Origin of the sequence: Pseudomonas sp. p99-361, from assembly GCF_003935475.1 — a bacterium.
Taxonomy (GTDB): Bacteria; Pseudomonadota; Gammaproteobacteria; order Pseudomonadales; family Pseudomonadaceae; genus Aquipseudomonas; species Aquipseudomonas juntendi.
This window is the reverse complement of the sequence record NZ_RHQO01000060.1, coordinates 1-18236: the sequence shown is the minus strand read 5'-3', so window position 1 is coordinate 18236 and position 18236 is coordinate 1. Positions and strand designations below refer to the sequence as shown.

The 18236-nt window shown below is 63.7% G+C and carries 19 protein-coding genes; 9 read left to right on the top strand and 10 right to left on the bottom strand.

The window, feature by feature from the left end:
- Positions 1–36 precede the first annotated feature (36 nt).
- From EGJ22_RS20635 to EGJ22_RS20625, 3 genes are read left to right on the top strand one after another with little or no spacing between them, the layout of a single operon-like run.
- Complete coding sequence (locus EGJ22_RS20635) at positions 37–603, top strand: YfiR family protein (RefSeq protein WP_029887164.1); 567 nt, start codon at positions 37–39, stop codon at positions 601–603.
- Positions 600–1871 (top strand): diguanylate cyclase domain-containing protein, encoded by a 1272-nt coding sequence (locus tag EGJ22_RS20630; RefSeq protein WP_029887165.1) that lies wholly within the window; start codon positions 600–602, stop codon positions 1869–1871. Before EGJ22_RS20635 ends, EGJ22_RS20630 begins: the two co-directional genes overlap by 4 nt.
- A gap of 4 nt (positions 1872–1875) precedes the next feature.
- Positions 1876–2367 carry an OmpA family protein gene (locus EGJ22_RS20625; RefSeq protein ID WP_029887166.1) on the top strand — a complete coding sequence of 164 codons (492 nt, stop codon included), beginning with the start codon at positions 1876–1878 and terminating at the stop codon, positions 2365–2367.
- Between the two features lie 6 nt (positions 2368–2373).
- On the opposite strand, the gene EGJ22_RS20620 is transcribed toward EGJ22_RS20625, so the two are convergent.
- The gene (locus tag EGJ22_RS20620; RefSeq protein ID WP_029887167.1) at positions 2374–3324 is read right to left on the bottom strand and encodes a LysR family transcriptional regulator; all 951 of its coding nucleotides are present in this window, start codon (positions 3322–3324) and stop codon (positions 2374–2376) included.
- Between the two features lie 132 nt (positions 3325–3456).
- Here EGJ22_RS20620 and EGJ22_RS20615 point away from each other — a divergent pair, with 132 nt between their 5' ends.
- The gene (locus tag EGJ22_RS20615; RefSeq protein WP_029887168.1) at positions 3457–4983 is read left to right on the top strand and encodes a CoA-acylating methylmalonate-semialdehyde dehydrogenase; all 1527 of its coding nucleotides are present in this window, start codon (positions 3457–3459) and stop codon (positions 4981–4983) included.
- 10 nt (positions 4984–4993) lie between these two features.
- Positions 4994–5881, top strand: coding sequence for a 3-hydroxyisobutyrate dehydrogenase (gene mmsB / locus EGJ22_RS20610; RefSeq protein WP_029887169.1), 888 nt, complete (start codon positions 4994–4996; stop codon positions 5879–5881).
- A 224-nt stretch (positions 5882–6105) separates the two neighbouring features.
- Here mmsB and EGJ22_RS20600 read toward each other — a convergent pair whose 3' ends face one another.
- The 8 genes from EGJ22_RS20600 to EGJ22_RS20560 all read right to left on the bottom strand — a co-directional run bounded on the left by EGJ22_RS20600 (position 6106) and on the right by EGJ22_RS20560 (position 13421).
- On the bottom strand, positions 6106–6450 hold the full coding sequence (locus tag EGJ22_RS20600) for a cupin domain-containing protein (RefSeq protein WP_003251579.1): 345 nt from the start codon (positions 6448–6450) through the stop codon (positions 6106–6108).
- A 96-nt stretch (positions 6451–6546) separates the two neighbouring features.
- Positions 6547–7479 carry a phosphatidate cytidylyltransferase gene (locus tag EGJ22_RS20595; protein WP_009683878.1) on the bottom strand — a complete coding sequence of 311 codons (933 nt, stop codon included), beginning with the start codon at positions 7477–7479 and terminating at the stop codon, positions 6547–6549.
- 1 nt (position 7480) lies between these two features.
- Positions 7481–8104 (bottom strand): lysophospholipid acyltransferase family protein, encoded by a 624-nt coding sequence (locus EGJ22_RS20590; protein WP_029887170.1) that lies wholly within the window; start codon positions 8102–8104, stop codon positions 7481–7483.
- 10 nt (positions 8105–8114) lie between these two features.
- Positions 8115–8546, bottom strand: coding sequence for a hypothetical protein (locus EGJ22_RS20585; RefSeq protein ID WP_029887171.1), 432 nt, complete (start codon positions 8544–8546; stop codon positions 8115–8117).
- A complete protein-coding gene (locus EGJ22_RS20580; RefSeq protein WP_029887172.1) occupies positions 8543–9979 on the bottom strand; it encodes a phosphatase PAP2/dual specificity phosphatase family protein in 1437 nt (478 codons plus the stop codon). The genes EGJ22_RS20585 and EGJ22_RS20580 overlap by 4 nt, the downstream gene beginning before the upstream one ends.
- The gene (locus EGJ22_RS20575; protein WP_029887173.1) at positions 9980–11734 is read right to left on the bottom strand and encodes a bifunctional alpha/beta hydrolase/class I SAM-dependent methyltransferase; all 1755 of its coding nucleotides are present in this window, start codon (positions 11732–11734) and stop codon (positions 9980–9982) included.
- A 30-nt stretch (positions 11735–11764) separates the two neighbouring features.
- On the bottom strand, positions 11765–12370 hold the full coding sequence (locus tag EGJ22_RS20570) for a CDP-alcohol phosphatidyltransferase family protein (protein WP_029887174.1): 606 nt from the start codon (positions 12368–12370) through the stop codon (positions 11765–11767).
- 148 nt (positions 12371–12518) lie between these two features.
- Complete coding sequence (locus EGJ22_RS20560; RefSeq protein WP_064314746.1) at positions 12519–13421, bottom strand: LysR family transcriptional regulator; 903 nt, start codon at positions 13419–13421, stop codon at positions 12519–12521.
- A 77-nt stretch (positions 13422–13498) separates the two neighbouring features.
- Between EGJ22_RS20560 and EGJ22_RS20555 the strand changes: the two genes are divergently transcribed.
- Entirely contained in the window at positions 13499–14263 is a 765-nt protein-coding gene (locus EGJ22_RS20555) for a sulfite exporter TauE/SafE family protein (protein WP_029887176.1), read from the top strand.
- On the opposite strand, the gene EGJ22_RS20550 is transcribed toward EGJ22_RS20555, so the two are convergent.
- Positions 14253–14567 carry a putative quinol monooxygenase gene (locus tag EGJ22_RS20550; RefSeq protein ID WP_009683867.1) on the bottom strand — a complete coding sequence of 105 codons (315 nt, stop codon included), beginning with the start codon at positions 14565–14567 and terminating at the stop codon, positions 14253–14255. The genes EGJ22_RS20555 and EGJ22_RS20550 overlap by 11 nt on opposite strands.
- Before the next feature lie 163 nt (positions 14568–14730).
- Between EGJ22_RS20550 and EGJ22_RS20545 the strand changes: the two genes are divergently transcribed.
- The 3 genes from EGJ22_RS20545 (at position 14731) to ggt (ending at position 18125) form a co-directional block, all read left to right on the top strand.
- Complete coding sequence (locus EGJ22_RS20545) at positions 14731–15321, top strand: NAD(P)H-dependent oxidoreductase (protein WP_009683866.1); 591 nt, start codon at positions 14731–14733, stop codon at positions 15319–15321.
- 122 nt (positions 15322–15443) lie between these two features.
- Entirely contained in the window at positions 15444–16340 is an 897-nt protein-coding gene (locus tag EGJ22_RS20540) for a LysR family transcriptional regulator (RefSeq protein WP_029887177.1), read from the top strand.
- A 117-nt stretch (positions 16341–16457) separates the two neighbouring features.
- Positions 16458–18125, top strand: a complete 1668-nt coding sequence (gene ggt / locus EGJ22_RS20535) for a gamma-glutamyltransferase (protein WP_029887178.1) — start codon at positions 16458–16460, stop codon at positions 18123–18125.
- Positions 18126–18236 lie beyond the last annotated feature (111 nt).

Sequence of the window (18236 nt, the reverse complement as noted above, 5' to 3'; positions counted from 1 at the left end):
CGCCGAAACCAGAAAGGACTTTGAGAGATTCCCCACATGCACGTGGCCGCAAGACGTGTGACAAACTGTGCGCTCTCGGTATTGCTGGCCGTGCTGTGTATCGCTACGGGCTCTGCCGGGGCGAACACCGCCACAACCAACGCCCAGGCGCAGCAACGGGCCAAGGCCGTCACCCAGGTCGTGCTGGGCATTTTCAGCTACGCGCGCTGGCCGGTGGAGCCGTCTCCATTGCGCCTGTGCCTGGTCGGCCCCACCGAATACGCGGACGACCTGATCAAAGGCCAGGTGCAGGAGTCTGGCCGCCCGCTGCAAGTGAAGCGCTTGCTGGCAGATGACAGTCAGGTCGCTCAGGCGTGTGATGCGATCTACATCGGCAAGCTCGACCAGCGCCAGCGTGACAAGCTGTTCGAGCGGGTCAGCGGCTACCCGGTCCTGAGCATCAGCGAATCGAATGACCCATGCACCCTCGGCAGCCTGTTCTGCCTGCGGGTCAGCGACCAGCAGGTGGCCTTCGAGGTCAACCTTGACTCGGTGGCGCGCTCCGGGGTGCGCATTCACCCCAGCGTGCTGCAACTGTCGCGGCGCCGGGCGGTGCAACCATGAAGCCGACCCGCAAGCGCAGCCTGCGCCCAACCCTGCGCTCGGTGCTGGGCCGTGCACACTTGAATGTCGCCTTGCTGGCCGTGGGCCTGGCCGGTATTTCCTTGACCCTGTTGGGCGTGCTGGCCTTGAGCGTCTACGCCAATCACAACCTGCAACTGATTGCCCGGTCGATCAGCTACACCGTGGAGGCGGCGGTGGTGTTCGATGACAGTGCCGCCGCCAGTGAAGCGCTGGGGCTGATCGCCAGCGCCGAGGAAGTGGCCGAGGCCAGGGTATTCAATGGTGAAGGCGAGCAACTGGCGCGCTGGCAACGTGCCGATTCGGGCATGCTTGCCTTGCTGGAAGCGCAGGTCGCCAGCGCGTTGCTGGACGAACCGGTCAAGCTGCCGATCATGCACCAGCAGCAACAGATCGGGCGCATCGAACTGGTTGGCCAGGGGCGTAGCCTGTTGCTATTCATGCTGGGGGGGCTTGCCGGTATTCTGTGTTGCACGGTCTTGAGCGCCTTGGCTGCCCAGTACCTGTCGCGGCGCCTGCTCGGCGATATCACCCGGCCGCTGCGCGGCTTGGCCAGCGTCGCCCACGCCGCCCGCCGCGAGCGCAGCTTCGACCGGCGTGTGCCGGAAACGGCGATTGCCGAACTCAACGAGCTGGGGAATGACTTCAACGCCCTGCTGGACGAACTGGAAGTGTGGCAAAGCCACCTGCAGAGCGAAAACCAGACCTTGGCCCACCAGGCCAGCCACGACAGCCTGACCGGCCTGCCCAACCGCGCCTTCTTCGAAGGGCGCCTGAGCCGCAGCGTGCGCAATGCAGCCAGCCAGCAGGATCACATGGCGCTGCTGTTCCTCGACAGTGACCATTTCAAGCAGATCAACGACACGCTGGGCCATGCGGTGGGGGACGAGGTGCTGATCAGCGTGGCCGAGCGCCTGCGTGCCCAGCTGCGTGAGCATGATCTGGTTGCACGTTTGGGCGGTGACGAATTCGCCGTGCTGCTGACGCCCTTGCAAACGCGCCGGGATGCCGAGCACATTGCCGAAAAAATCGTCGCCAGCATGAAGCTGCCGGTGCAGCTGGATAGCGGCCGCAGTGTCGCCACGTCGGTGAGCGTCGGTATCGCCTATTACCCGGAAGACGGCGCCGACCCGGCCAGTCTTCTGAATGCCGCCGATGCGGCGATGTATCAGGCCAAGCGCAAACGGCGTGGCCATTGGCAAGTGGCGCAGACGGAACGGTCCGCCAACCCTATCGACAACAGGAGCTGAACCCGTGATACAGGCTTTACGTTTTCCACTGTGGGCCGTGTTGCTCGCTGTGCTGGCGCTGACCGGCTGCCAAAGCGCGCCGCCCAAGGGGCTGACCCCGGAACAGATTGCCGTGCTCAAGCGCGAAGGCTTTACCCCCACCGATGAAGGCTGGGCGTATGACTTGTCTGGAAAAGTGTTGTTCGGCAGTGACCTGGACAGCCTCAACAGCCAGAGCCAGGCGATTGTCGAGCGGATCGGCAAGGCACTGCTGGGCGTGGGTATCCAGCGTGTGCGGGTAGACGGGCATACCGACTCGTCGGGCAAGGCGGCCTATAACCAGGAGTTGTCCGAGCGCCGCGCGCAGAGCGTGGCCAAAGCCTTGGTCGGGGTCGGCATGCAGCCGCAGAACATCCAGAGCCAGGGCCTGGGCAGCAGCCACCCGGTGGCAGACAACCGCACCAGCGCCGGGCGGACCGAGAACCGGCGCGTGTCCATCGTGGTGGCGTCCTACTGAGCCGCGTCACTGCTGGGCAAAGCGCATTTCCCGGGTCTGCCCCATCAACAACGGCGCATTCGCCTCGGTCACCCCGCGAATGTAATCCCACAACAGGGTGATCCGCTTCAGCTTGCGCAGGTCCTCCCGGCAATACATCCAGAATTGCCGGGTCACCTCGATGTCCTCTGGCAACACCGTGACCAGCCGTGGATCCTGCGCAGCCAGGAAACACGGCAGGATCGCCAGCCCGCGGCCCTGCAACGCCGCCGTGTACTGTGCAATCACACTAGTACTGCGTAGATGCGCAGTGGCGCCGGGGATCAGGTTGGCGAGGTACAAGAGCTCTGAGCTGAACGCCAGGTCGTCCACGTAACTGATGAACCGGTGCCTGGCCAGGTCAGCCACCTGGCGTATCGGCGCATGGCTGTCCAGGTAGTCCTGCGTCGCATACAGCCGCAAGCTGTAGTCGCACAGCTTGCAGCACACATAAGGCCCGTGCTCGGGCCGCTCCAGGGCGATGACGATATCCGCTTCGCGCTTGGACAGGCTGATGAAGTGCGGCAGCGGCAGGATATCCACCGAAATGGCCGGATAGGCGTCGACGAAGTGGCTCAACTGCGGGGTAACGAAGAAACTGCCGAAGCCTTCTGTGCACCCCATGCGCACATGCCCCGACAACGCCACGCTCGACCCGGATACCTGCTCGCACGCCATGTGCAGCGTGCTTTCGATCGACTCGGCATAGCCCAGCAAACGCTGGCCCTCGGCGGTGAGAACAAAGCCGTTGGTGCGCGACTTTTCGAACAGCAACGTGCCCAGCGCCCCCTCCAGCGAGCTGATGCGCCGCGACACCGTGGTGTAGTCCACGCTCAGCCGTTTGGCGGCACTGCTGGCCTTGCGGGTACGGGCCACTTCAAGGAAAAACTTCAAATCGTCCCAGTTGAGCGCGCTCAGGGATGTGAGATCTTTTTGCATGATGATCCGGTTTTTTTGTGCGTTCTTGTTGGATGTTTGCACATCTATACTCGAAACAAGCCTCAGGACGCCACCTCGCGTTTGCTTGGCGCTGGCGATCTCGTCCCGACAATAATTCCAAGGAGAACGCAGATGAACGCACCGCAATCCCCGAACCCGACCAAGGTCGACCAGGTGAAGCTGCTGATCGACGGCCAGTGGGTCGAGTCCAAGACCACCGAATGGCGCGACATCGTCAACCCGGCCACCCAAGAGGTGCTGGCGCGCGTACCGTTCGCGACGGTAGAAGAAGTCGATGCAGCCGTAGCCGCTGCCCACCGTGCCTTCAAGACCTGGCGAGACACCCCGATTGGCGCGCGCATGCGCATCATGCTCAAGCTGCAGGCGCTTATTCGCGAACACACCAAGCGCATTGCCCAGGTGCTCAGCGCCGAGCAGGGCAAAACCCTGGCTGACGCCGAGGGTGATATTTTCCGCGGCCTGGAAGTGGTGGAACACGCTGCTTCCATCGGCACCTTGCAGATGGGTGAATTCGCCGAAAACGTCGCCGGCGGTGTCGATACCTACACCCTGCGCCAGCCTATCGGTGTATGCGCTGGCATCACGCCGTTCAATTTCCCGGCGATGATCCCGCTGTGGATGTTCCCCATGGCCATCGTCTGCGGCAACACCTTTGTGCTCAAACCGTCCGAGCAGGACCCGCTGTCGACCATGCTGCTGGTCGAGCTGGCGCTGGAAGCCGGCGTACCGGCCGGGGTGCTGAATGTGGTGCACGGTGGCAAGCAGGTGGTGGATGCCATTTGCACTCATCAGGACATCAAGGCGATTTCCTTCGTCGGCTCTACCGAAGTCGGTACCCACGTGTACAACCTGGGCAGCCAGCACGGTAAGCGCGTGCAGTCGATGATGGGCGCCAAGAACCACGCCGTGGTGCTGCCCGATGCCAACCGTACGCAAACCATCAATGCCCTGGTCGGTGCCGCCTTCGGCGCGGCGGGCCAGCGCTGCATGGCCACCTCGGTAGCGGTGCTGGTGGGCAAGGCCCGTGAGTGGCTGCCGGACATCAAGGAAGCAGCCAGCAAGCTCAAGGTCAATGCCGGGTGTGAGCCAGGCACCGATGTCGGCCCGGTGGTTTCCAAACGCGCCAAGGAGCGTGTGCTGGGCCTGATCGAAAGCGGCATCAAGGAAGGCGCCAAGCTGGAACTCGATGGCCGCGACGTCACGGTGCCGGGTTACGAGCACGGCAACTTCGTTGGCCCAACCCTGTTCTCGGGTGTGAAGACTGACATGCAGGTCTACACCCAGGAAATCTTCGGCCCGGTGCTGGTGACCCTGGAGGTCGATACCCTCGACGAGGCCATCGCCCTGGTCAACGCCAACCCGTTCGGTAACGGCACCGGCCTGTTCACCCAAAGCGGGGCGGCCGCGCGCAAGTTCCAGAGCGAGATCGACGTGGGCCAGGTGGGTATCAACATTCCGATCCCGGTGCCGGTCCCGTTCTTCAGTTTCACTGGCTCGCGTGGGTCCAAGCTCGGCGACCTTGGCCCATACGGCAAGCAAGTGGTGCAGTTCTACACGCAGACCAAGACTGTCACTGCCCGCTGGTTCGACGACGACAGCGTCAACGACGGCGTGAACACCACCATCAGCCTGCGCTAAGGAGTTCCTCATGCGTATCGCATTCATTGGCCTGGGCAACATGGGCGCGCCCATGGCCCGCAACCTGATCAAGGCCGGGCACCAGTTGAACCTGTTCGACTTGAACAAGGCTGTACTCGCCGAGCTGGCCGAACTGGGTGGGCAGATCAGCCCGTCGCCCAAGGACGCGGCGGCCAACAGCGAGCTGGTGATCACCATGCTGCCTGCCGCTGTCCATGTGCGCAGCGTATACCTGAACGAAGATGGCGTGCTGGCCGGCATTCGTGCCGGTACGCCCACCGTGGACTGCAGCACCATCGATCCGCAGACCGCGCGTGATGTGTCCAAGGCTGCAGCGGCCAAGGGCGTGGACATGGGCGATGCGCCGGTGTCCGGTGGCACCGGCGGTGCGGCAGCCGGCACGCTGACCTTCATGGTCGGTGCCAGCGCCGAGTTGTTCGCCAGCCTCAAGCCGGTGCTGGAGCAGATGGGCCGCAATATCGTCCACTGCGGCGAGGTGGGCACCGGGCAAATCGCCAAGATCTGCAACAACCTGCTGTTGGGAATCTCGATGATCGGCGTGTCCGAGGCCATGGCGCTGGGTAATGCGCTGGGCATCGATACCCAGGTGCTGGCCGGCATCATCAACAGTTCGACCGGGCGTTGCTGGAGCTCGGATACCTACAACCCATGGCCGGGCATTATCGAAACCGCGCCAGCATCGCGTGGCTATACCGGTGGCTTTGGCGCCGAACTGATGCTCAAGGACCTGGGGCTGGCGACCGAAGCGGCGCGCCAGGCACACCAGCCGGTGATCCTGGGGGCTGTGGCCCAGCAGTTGTATCAGGCCATGAGCTTGCGTGGCGAGGGTGGCAAGGACTTCTCGGCTATCGTAGAGGGGTATCGCAAGAAAGATTGACGCAAGAGGTGGGCTTCATCGCGGGCCAGGTGGCCTTCCCTCTGTAACTGCGCACCAGAGGGAAGGGCACTTGCCCCGCGATTTTTTTGCCCCGATTCTCCAGGCGCCACATAACCCTGTGGGAGCGGGCATGCCCGCGAACACCGGCAAAGCCGGTGCCATCTACCACACTGCCTGTTTCGCGGGCGCGCCCGCTCCCACAGAGTTAGTTGTAGAGTGTCTGATCAGGCGAAGACGAAATACTTGCGCACGGTCTCGACCACTTCCCAGGTGCCTTTCATACCCGGTTCAATGACGAACACATCACCCGCCTTCAGGTGCTTCGGCTCTTCGCCTTCCGGGGTGATGATGCAGTAGCCATCGAGGAAGTGGCAGAACTCCCACTTATCGTAATTGACCTCGAACTTGCCCGGGGTGCAGATCCAGGTGCCCATGATCTTGCTGCCGTCGGCCGACAGGTAGGCATTGAGGTTGACGGTGTGCGGATCGCCGCCGATGCGCTTCCACTTGGTGGCGTCCACGACCGGCGTGGGGCAGGTTTCGCGCAGGACGGTGATGAAATCGGACATGGCACAACTCCTGGTGACTGGCTAAATGACTGGTCACCATAGGGCCATCGGCCGAGCCGCAGTTGCCTGGGCTCGACGTCCAGCTGTCTGGTCGCGCTATGCCCACCAATACCGCACAAAGTGGAAGAACACTGGCGCTGCGAAGCACACCGAATCCATGCGGTCGAGCATGCCGCCGTGGCCTTCGATCATGTGGCCCCAGTCTTTCACCCCACGGTCACGTTTTATAGCCGACATCACCAGCCCGCCGAAGAAGCCCATGGCGTTCACGGCCAAGGCCATCAGCGCGGCCTGCCAGAAGCTGAAGGGCGTGATCCAGCACAGCAGGGCGCCGATCAAGGTGGCCAGCGCTACGCCGCCGGCCAGGCCTTCGACGGTCTTGGAGGGGGACAGGTTGGGCGCCACCTTGTGTTTGCCGAACAGCTTGCCGCACACGTACTGCAGCACGTCGCTGAGTTGCACCACCAGAATCAGCCAGGCGATCAGCAGCAGGTTGCGGCCCTCGTAGCCGGGGATGTCCAGGGTCATCAGGGCCGGCACCGACGATACGCAGTACACGGCGATCATCAAGCCCCATTGCACTTTTGACGCACGCTCGAGGAACCGTGTGGTGTCACCGCCCAGGCTGGCGAGTATCGGCAGCAGCAAGAACAGGTACACCGGGATGAAGATGCTGAACAGGCCGTACCAGTCCATGGCGATCAGCACGTACTGCACCGGGAGTGCCACGTAGAAGGCTGCCACCAGTGCCGGGTAGTCGCTGCGCCGGGTAGGGGTGAGGGTCATGAATTCGCGCAGGGCATAGAACGACACACCGTAGAACAGCACGATCACACCGTACTTGCCGAACACAAAGGCAATGCCGATCACCACCACCATCACCCACCAGGCATTGATGCGGGCGTTGAGGTTGTCGATCACGGCGTGCGGCGCCGGGCCGGCGCGCCATTTGAGCAGGCGGCCGACCACGCTGGCCAGCAGCAGCAGGGCGCCGATGCCGGCAAACAGGGAAAGGGTGTTGTTGTCCATGTCAGGCATCCTTGGGGGCCAGGTTCAGCAGGGCCTGGCTGGCCCGCTCGAGAAACGCCTGCTTGCTTTCATCGGCGTGCAGGTGCAGCGGTTCGCCAAAGCTCAGGGTGCACAGCAACGGCAATGGCAAGGCGCGCCCTTTGGGCATCACCCGGTTGAGGTTGGCGATCCAGACCGGTACCAGTTCGACCTGCGGGTGGGCGGCTGCCAGGTGATACAACCCGCTTCTGAAGGGCAGTAGCGGTTCGTCGCCAAGGTTGCGCGTGCCCTCCGGGAAGAAGATCAGCGAGTCGCCCTGGGCCACCGCGTCCAACACCGGCTGCAAAGGGCTGCCTTGCCCTTCGCTGCGCTGGCGCTCGATCAGTACCCCGTTGAAGACCTTGCGGATAAGAAAGTCGCGGATGCCCGGCCTGGCCCAGTAGTCTGCGCCGGCCACCGGGCGCGTGCGTTGGCGCAGCCCTTGCGGCAGCGAGGCCCACAGCAGCACGAAGTCGCCGTGGCTGCTGTGGTTGGCGAAATACAGGCGCTGCACCGGCAGCGCCGAGCACCCCAGCCAAAGGGCGCGGGCACCGGTAATCAGGCGGGCGGCCGAGGTGATGACGTAAGCAGTCAGGTTGGCGAGCATAGGCAGGTGGTCATCCCTTCAAAGGCAGTGTCAGCAGGGTAGCCAAGGCTAGCGACAGCTGCAGGCCCAGGCATACGGCCTGACGGCGCAACAGGCCCAGTGCGGCCCGGCTGCGGGCAGGCCAGGCGCGGCCGTCGGTGGCCTGTGGTTTGAGTTTCAGTTCGAACAGGGCGCGGTCCAGGGCCTGGGTGTCAGCCGGCAGGTCTGCGCTATTGGCCAGGTGGGCAAACAGTTCGGCATCGATAGCCACGCGGATGGCCCAGTATTTGTGGAGCACGCCGAGCACCAGCAGCACGCTGCACAGCAGGCTCGCCAGCGGATGCAGTGGGGCATTGAGCAGCGGTGCAAGGCCATACGCCAGGGCCAGCAAGGTGAGGCCGTCGGACAGGCGCTCCAGCTGTTGGCCTCGGCCCAGCAGGCTGGCGGCCACGCGCAGGTTCATGGCTGTGCTCCCAGTTGCTGAAGAGCCTGGTGATGCGCGTTGCGCAGTACGATGCCGGGGCGTGCTTGGCGAATCAGCGCTTCTGCCTGTTGGGCGTCGCTGCTGCGGCCGGAGAGCAGCAGCCACGCGGCCACGGCGCTGGCGCTGCGCGAGTAGCCTAAAGCGCAGCACACTAGCACCGGGCCCTGGGCGCGCAGGTGTTCGATGGCGTTGGCGGCCTGCTGTAGCAGGGCAACGTCTGGCGCTATCAGATCCAGGGTAGCGAAACACTGATAGTCAAGGGCTGACGCGATCGTCGTAGGAGCGGCCTTGCGTCGCGAAAGGGCTGCGGAGCAGCCCCGACAGTTTCTGCTGCGAAGCTGAAAACCCTGGGCCGCTTCGCGCCCCTTTCGCGACACAAGGCCGCTCCTACAATGGTTTGCGTTACACGGCAGTTCTGCGCACAGATCAACAATTGCAGCGAACTGCGTGTCGCGCCCTGGGATTCTCCCCAGGTACACACCATCACACACCTCGTCGGCCTGTGGATGGCGCCGGGTCCACAACCGCGAATTGAGCCATGCGCCCGCCAGATAGGGTGCCAGCAGCCACCGGCTTGCAGGCGACAAGCGCCCGTCATCACCCTTCTGAAAACCACCCGCCCCGAACACGGCGTAGTTCAGCGCCACCAGCCCCAACGACACCGCCGGCCAACTCAACCACAGCCAAACCCCGCTCATCGCAGCGGCAGGGAGTACACACAGCAGCGCGCCCAAGGCATAACAAGCGGCAATCTTCCAGCGCTTGGCATCCTGAGCAAGACGGACCGCCTGAAAGGGCAGGCGCCCTTGCTGTGGCCACAGCCACAGGCAGGCAAACCCCGCCAGCGCCCCCGTGGGCACATCGATGAAATGGTGCTGCCAGGTGGTCAGCACCGACACCCCGATCAGCGCCATCCAGCCATGCATCAGCCACCGCCAGGGCTGGCGTTGCACATGCCGGGCAAACATCGCCCAGATGATCACCAGCAAAGCGATGTGCAGCGAAGGCGCCTGGTTGAATGGCTTGTCGAAGCCCATCAACACATCGAACAGCCAGCCGAACAGCCCGTCCAGGCCCGGCCGCTCGAAGGTGAACCGCAGCGGCCACAGCAGAAAACAGCAGACGCTGATCACCTGTGCGCTGAGTAGCGCCAGCGCGTGGCGGTCCATTTCCTGGCGTGTGCGCGGCAGCAGGAAGGACAACCCGTACAGCAGGTCGATCGACCAGTACGGGATGATCGTCCAGGGCCACAGCGGCATGCCGTGCTCCCAGCCGAACACCAGGCTGCCTACATCACTGCGCCCAGCCGTGTAATTGTTCGCCAGCCCATAGCTGAGGAAGAACAACGGCCCCAGCAGCAGAAGCCATAACACACCCCGGCGAATCAGCCCGTGCTCGCGTGGCGGGCTCACTCAGCGCACCCGCTGTGCCAGGCTGACGCTGAAAATGCCCCATTCATCGATACGCTGGGCCAGCTTGCGGAAGCCCGCGGCCTCAACCAGCTGGTCCATCTCGGCCTGGCTGCGCCGGCGCATTACCCAAGCCTCGCCACCGCGGTGGCTGGTGAGGGCGCGGGCAATCATCTCCAGTTGCGGGTGCCATGGCTGGCCGGTGTAGACCAGGTAGCCGCCATCCTCTATGGCGTCGGCCAGCCCGGCGAGGGAATTGCCCACCAGTTGGTTACTGGGGAAGAGCTCGTACAGCCCCGAAACCACGGCCAGCGTTGGGGGCTGTTCAAGTGTGGCCAGGCTCTGGCGATCGAAGGCGTCGCCCTGGACGAATCGGGCGATGTCAGCCAGGCCCTTCTCGCGGATCAGCGCGCTGCCTTGCTGAACGTTCAGTTCGCTGTAGTCGCGCAGCAGGATCGAATCTGGCAACTGCTCAAGGCCTTGAAGGGCTTCGAGGATATAGCGGCCATGGCCGGCCGCGATATCGACAATGTGCACGGGCCGTTGCTGTTCACGCAGGTGGGCGATGGCCAGGCGCAGCAATTGCTCGACGTGCAGTTTGCGTTGGCGTATGCCACGCCAGCCGATGGCGTCGAGGTAGTTCTGGTCGATCAGGCGCCCCAGTTTGCCCTTGCCGGTCGGCTGGTTGCGGTACACGTAGTCGAGGGTGCTGCCAGAATCGAAGCCGGTGTCAAACCCGAGCTTCACCCCCGCAGACAGCCCCTTGCCCAGGCTCAAGCCAGCGCGGGTGGCGCGCCAGTAAAGGTCGCGGGGCGAGTTGCGCGGCAGCGGCGCAGCCAGGCTTTCTGCCTCGGCGCAACTGGCCCCGGTCTTGTCGGCATCCAGCAGTGAGGGCAACGCGGCGGGGCTGGCGAAGCAATGGTCGACAAACCGTTCGATGCGCCTCAGGGCATGGGCCCGATCACGTTCACCCAAGGTGTCGTGGAAGAACCCGGGCAGTATGTGCATCTCCTTTCGTGTGCTGCCGAGCCGGTCGAAAAACCGTTCTTGCGGTTGGCGCTCGACCACGAAATCAGCCCCGGACACCAGCAACTGGGTCGGCACCTGGATGGCCTGGGCGTCGGCCACCACGCGGTCGGCGGCCTCGTACAGGCCCAGCAGCATGGTTACCGAAATGGGCCGGCTGATCAGCGGGTCGGCCACGTACGACATCACCCGCTCAGGGTCGTGGGTGAGCAGGCGCGGCTTGACGTAGCTATTCACGAAGAAATTGCCGCGCAAGGCCTTCAGCAGCTTCAGGCCTGGGCGGGCAAACGGCACGTACAGCTTGACCTTGAACGCTGGCGAGGCCAACACCAGGCAGCGCACCTTGGGCGCGTAGTCGTGGGCCCAGGTGGCGATCAGCACGGCGCCGACGCTTTGTGCCAGTACCACCAGGTCCTGTTCGGCGATGCCGTGGTGGGCCTGGATGTGTTCGATGAAGGTTTGCACGTCGCGCACACTGGTGGCGAACCCCGGGCTGTCGCCACGCGCGCCTGGCGAGCGGCCGTGGCCGCGGGCATCCCAGGCGAAGAAGTCGTAGCCCGGCATGTCCAGCTCATCGGCCAGGTGGGCCATGCGCCCGCCGTGCTCATGGCCCCGGTGGAACATCACCACGGCGCGGCGTGGCTGGTGTTCGTTGCGGGTGGCAGGCCAATGACGGTAATGCAGCTCGACACCGTCATGGGTGGGAAAGTGCAGCGCTTGCGCTTGGCGCATGGTCAACGTCCTTTTGCGGCGACGATAGGCTCAGCGGATTTCGGCCAGGCCCTGGCGAACCCGGTTGTAGAGGGTATAGAGCGAGAGCGCGAGGATGACCAGCAACAGGCCGTTGATCCAGGCGCCATCGAGCAGGCCAAAGGCGACGCCGGTGCCCAGCACGCCGAAGGCGAAGGCCCTGTCGCTCTTGCCCATAGGCCCGTCGTAGCGCCGCGAGGCGCCTGCCAGCGGGCCCATGACACCGGCGTACTCGCTGAAGGTGGCGCACAGCACCACCAGCACCACCAGCGCAGGCGACACCCCGGCCAACAAGGCGAAGGGCAGGTACAGCGCTGCATCGGCAATCACGTCACAGAGTTCGTTGAGGTAAGCACCGAGGGTTGATTGCTGGCCGAACTCCCGGGCCAGCATGCCGTCGACGGCATTCAGCGCCATGCGCAGCAGCATCCAGATCGGTACCAGGATGAACAGCCAGGTGATGTGCGGCAGGGCGGCCAGCAGCAGGCCCACCAGGAGCGATACCACGGCAGCGGTGACAGTGACCTGGTTGGCGGTGACGCCTCGGTCGTGAAGGCGTTGCACGGCCGGGCGCAACAAAGCCTGGAAGCGTGGTTTGAGCTGGTAGATCGAGGCCACTGGACAGTCCTTTTTAGTGGGGCGTCATGGCGCCATTGTGTGTGAGCCTTCTTCGCGGGTAAACCCGCGAAGAATCCAACGCAGTGCATGGCACCGGCTGCGCCGGTGTTCGCGGGCGCGCCCGCTCCTACAGGGACCGCGCCAGCTTTTAGTAATTGAGCAAGACAGTTGCTCCCACCAGCCGGTCAACCAACCCCGACGCATACCCTGGCAACGCCGCAAAGTCCCGCGCGCACACCAGCAACCGGCGGTTGGCCCAGGGTTCCGCCAGGGCTACCCAGTGCAGCGGCAACAGCCCTTGCCAACGCTTCACCGCCGCCAGTGGCACCACCCCGACCCCAGCCCCGCCTGCAACCATGCGGATCACGCCATCAAACCCTTCGGCCCGCACTCTCACCTGCATGCGCCGCCCTTCCCGCAATGCCTGTTCCTCCAGGTACAACGCCAATGCACTGCCTGCTCCAAGCCCGACATGACCATGCGCCAGGCTGTCGATGAAGCTGGGGGCAACCTCGCTGGCCAGCGGATGGCCAGGCGGCGTTACCAGCACCAGTGGGTCGTCACGAAACGGCCGGGTTTGCAAGTGCCCGAAAGGCGCGGCTGATGAAACAATGCCAAGGTCTGCCATGCCTTGCGTAATCGCCTGCACGATGCGCAGGCTCGGCAGTTCCTGTATGTCCACGCTGACGCCGGGGTTTTCAGCCAGGTAACCGGCCACCAGTTCAGGCAGGTACTCCGTAAGTGCTGCGGTGTTGCACAGCAGGCGCACTTGGCCGTGCTGCCCCTGCGCGTACTGGCCCAGGTCGAACTGCAGGCGTTCGACCTGCTGGGCAATCAGGCGGGCATGCGGCAACAGCGCCTGGCCGGCCGGGGTCGGCTGAACACCGCGGCGGTTACGCTGCAGTAAAGGGATGCCCAGCGACGCTTCCATGGCCCGGATGCGCGCACTGGCTGCCGGCAGCGACAGATGGCTGCGGCTGGCACCGGCGGTGATGTTGCCGCACTCCAGGGTGTGCTGGAAGAGCTTGAGGTCGATCAGGTCAAAATGCATGTGCCTCTGCCTGCGCAAGAGTCTGGCTAAGGGTATGGCAGATTTTCAGCCTGCCCGCCACGGGCCATTATCGGCCCATGAATACCTTGCTCGCTTTCTACCACAACATGGGCCCTGCTCTGTCGCTGCTGGTGGTGCTGACGTTCCTGCTGGCCGGCGCAGTGAAAGGCGTGATCGGCCTGGGGCTGCCCACCATCGCGATGGGCCTGCTGGGCCTGGCTATGCCTCCGGCGCAGGCTGCAGCACTGCTGATCGTGCCGTCGACCCTCACCAACCTTTGGCAGTTGGCCAGCGGCGGGCACCTGCGAGCGTTGCTGGTGCGGCTGGGCCCGATGCTGGCGCTGATCTTCATTGGCACCTTGCTGGGCAGTGCCTGGCTGGGCATCGACAGCGGGCCATGGGCCGCGCATGCGTTGGGTGCGGCCTTGCTGGCGTACGCGGTGTACGGGCTGGTTGGGCCGGGCTTGCGCTTGGCAGCGGCGCACGAGCGTTGGCTGGGGCCTGCGTGCGGGCTGGTGACGGGGGTAATCACGGCGGCAACCGGCGTATTCGTGATACCTGCGGTGCCCTACTTGCAGAGCCTGGGCCTGAGCCGCGAGCAGATGATCCAGGCGCTGGGCCTGTCGTTCACGGTTTCGACCCTGGCACTGGCTGTTGGCCTGGCCGGGCAGGATGCCCTCGGTGTCCAGGCCTTGGGTGCTTCACTGCTGATGCTGGCGCCAGCCTTGCTCGGCATGCTGGCCGGGCAGTGGTTGCGTCAGCGCATCAGCGCGTTGCTGTTCAAGCGTTGTTTCTTCATCGGCCTGGCCGCACTGGGCGGCCACTTGCTGATCAACGGTTAGCGCTGGATGCGCTGAGCATGTCGACCTGCTGGATATCGAAATCGCGCTCAAGGTAGTCCATGCGTTTTTCGAAGAAGGCGGCCATGTGCGGCAGGGCCGAATGCACATCCAGCGCGGCCTGGTCGGCCCACACTTCGAAAAACACGAACAGGCTCGGGTCCTGCTGGTCGCGCAGCATGTGGTACTCGATGCAACCTGGCTCCTGGCGGCTTGGCTCGACATAAGGGCGGAACAGGTTTTCGAACGCATCGGCCATTTCCGGGCGGGTCTTGGCTTTGAGGATGAAGGCGATCTGCTCAGTCATGGGGCGCTACTCGGTGAGAGGTGGTGAACCGATTCTACGGCAATAATGTGATGTTGATTCGTGACTTCTGGTCAATTGTATTTTGCCCGGTGACTTCTGTATCCCGCCCCTGCGAACCTCTAACCTGCCGACATCAAATTTTGACTCGGCCGGGGAGGCCAGCATGAAAAAGATTCTTCTGCTCAATGGTGGTAAACAGTTCGCTCACTCTGATGGCCGCCTCAATACGACCTTGCACGAAGCGGCCATCGCCCACCTGGACCGCGCCGGTTTCGATGTACAGCAGACGTTCATCGACGGTGGCTACGACGTACAGGCCGAGGTCGAGAAGTTTCTCTGGGCCGATGTGATCATCTACCAGATGCCGGGCTGGTGGATGGGCGCGCCGTGGACGGTGAAGAAGTACATCGATGAAGTGTTCACCGCAGGCCATGGCAGCCTCTACGCCAACGATGGCCGCACCCGCTCGGATCACACGCAGAAGTACGGCAGCGGTGGCCTGGTGCACGGCAAGCAATACATGCTGTCGCTGACCTGGAACGCGCCGCAGCAGGCCTTCGATGACCCGAGCGATTTCTTTGAAGGCAAAGGCGTGGATGCGGTGTACTTCCCGTTCCACAAGGCCAACCAATTCCTTGGCATGACCGGCCTGCCGACTTTCCTGGCAACAGATGTGATGAAGCGCCCGGATGTGCCGGCGGCGCTGGCAGCTTATGAGGCCCATCTGGACAAGGTGTTCGGCAAGGCAGCGTGATGGGTTGCCTGTACTGGCCTCTTCGCGGGCTGGCCTGCTCCCACGGGTGAGGTGGGAGCAGCCGCACTTGGCCTGGACATGCGATTATCTGATCCTTGCACAGACCTATCACAGGCCCGAATGTGAAAACCCGATCCGAAGAACTCCAGGTGTTCGTCGCCGTCATCGACTGCGGCTCGATCTCCGCCGCTGCCGAGCAGATGGGCCAGACCCCGTCCGCCGTCAGCCGCACGCTGTCGCGCCTGGAGGGCAAGCTGGGCACCACTCTGGTCAATCGCACCACCCGGCGTATGGACCTCACCGAGGAAGGGCGTTTTTTCCTCGACCGCGCGCGGTTGATCCTGCAGCAGATGGACGACATGGAAGAGCGCCTGTCGATGAACCGCCAGACCCCTACCGGGCGCCTGCGAATCAACGCTGCCGCCCCTTTCATGCTGCATGCCATTGTGCCGTGGATCGGCGAGTTCCGCCGCCAGTACCCGGGCATAGAGCTGGAGTTGAACACCGACGACCTGATCATCGATCTGCTGGAGCACAGCACCGACGTGGCGATTCGCATCGGCGAACTGGCCGACTCCAGCCTGCATGCACGCAACCTCGGCTGCAGCCCGGTGCAGGTGCTGGCAAGCCCCGCCTACCTGGCGCAGCATGGGACGCCCCAGCGTGTCGAGGACCTGGCCAACCACTGCCTGCTTGGCTTCAGCCAACCCGACTCACTCAACCAGTGGCCGCTACGCCATGCCCAGGGTGACCGCTTCGGCATCCGCCCCGCGTTGCTCGCTTCCAGCGGCGAGACCCTGCGCCAGCTGGCGCTGGCCGGGGAGGGCATCGTCAGCCTGTCGCATTTCATGACCCACGAAGACATTCGCAGCGGGCGCTTGCAGGTGCTGTTGGGTGAAGCCAACAACGGTTACCGGCAACCGATTCACGCGGTGTACTACCGCAACACGCAGCTGGCCCTGCGTATTCAGTGCTTTCTGGATTTCATCCAGCGCAAGCTGGCCATGTACGCCTGCTGATTTGCCTGAACGCGACAAATCCTGCCCACGGGCGGCGAAACGCCCTGCGGGCGATTGCACAGTCCATGCGCATCGGCCTTACTGACTGCTCGACAAAAACAACACCAAGGAAGTGTCATGCGTATTGTCCCGTTTCAGTACCTGGCTCTCGCAACCGCGATCCTGAGCTGTTCCTCGGTTTACGCTGCGGATCTGGAAGGCGGTGCAGTGGCTGCCCCCGATCAATATGGTGCACAGGTCGCCGCCGATATCCTGAAAAAGGGCGGCAACGCAGTCGATGCCGCCGTGGCCACGGCCTTCACCCTGGCGGTGACCTACCCCGAGGCCGGCAATATCGGCGGCGGCGGTTTCATGACCCTGTTCGTCGACGGCAAGCCGTATTTCCTCGACTACCGCGAAGTGGCGCCCAAGGCCGCCACGCGCAACATGTACCTGGACGACAAGGGTGAGGTCATCGAGAACCTCAGCCTGGTCGGGGTGCGCGCCGCTGGCGTACCCGGCACGGTGATGGGCTTGTGGGAGGCGCATCGCAAGTTTGGCAAGCTGCCCTGGAGCGAGCTGCTGACCCCGGCCATCGGCTATGCGAAAAATGGCTTCAAGGTCGCGGAAAAGCAGTACCAGTACCGCAACGATGCACAGGGCATGTTCAAGACTGCGACCAACTTCAACGATTACTTCGGCAACATGAAGGTTGGCGAGCTGTTCAGGCAGCCCGAACTGGCCCAGACCCTGGAGCGTATCGCCGACAAAGGCGTCAGCGAGTTCTACCAGGGCAAGACTGCCGATTTGCTGGTGGCGCAGATGCAGGCCGACAAGGGCCTGATCACCAAACAAGACCTGCAGGATTACAAGGCCGTATGGCGTGAGCCGATGGCCGTCAGCTGGCGTGGCAACGTGGTGTATACCGCGCCACCACCCAGCTCCGGCGGTGTAGCCCTGGCTCAGTTGCTGGGCATCAAGGAAGACCGCGCGGCGGACTTCAAAGGGGTGGCGCACAACTCGGCGCAGTACATCCACCTGCTGGCCGAGATCGAGAAGCGCGTGTTCGCCGACCGCGCCGACTATCTCGGTGACCCGGCCTTTACCCAAGTGCCGGTGGATAAACTGGTGGCCAAGGACTACCTGGCCAAGCGCGCTGCGCAGGTCAACCCGAAAGCCATTTCCGACACTGACAAGGTCAAGCCCGGGCTGGAGCCGCACCAGACCACGCACTTTTCCATCGTCGACAAGCACGGCAACGCGGTCAGCAACACCTACACCCTCAACCTCGACTACGGCAGCGGCGTGGTGGTGAAAGGGGCGGGTTTCCTGCTGAACGACGAGATGGACGATTTCAGCGCCAAGCCGGGGGCGGCCAATGCCTTTGGCGTAGTCGGCGGTGATGCCAACGCGATCGAGCCGGGCAAGCGCATGCTGTCGTCGATGAGCCCCAGCCTGATGACCCGTGACGGCAAGGTCGAGCTGGTGATCGGCACCCCGGGTGGTTCGCGGATCTTTACCTCGATCTTCCAGGTGATGAACAACCTGTATGACTACGGCATGCCATTGGACAAGGCGGTGGCGGCGCAGCGTGTGCACCATCAGTTGCTGCCCAAGGACACCATCTACTTCGACAGCTATGCACCGTTGACCGGGCCTGTGGCTGACGGCCTGAAGAAGATGGGGTATGTGCTGGAAGACCAGGGCTGGGAGATGGGGGATATCCAGGCGATCCGGGTAGAAGGGGCAAAGCTGGAGACGGCCTCTGATCCACGGGGGCGTGGGGTGGGCATGATCGTCAAATAAGCTGCCGCCTGTGTTGGCCAGATCGCCGGCAAGTCAGCTCCCACGGGGATCGCATCAGGGCTGACAGGTGTTTGCCACAAGGTATGCAGCGCCTGTTAGAGCGAGCGCCGC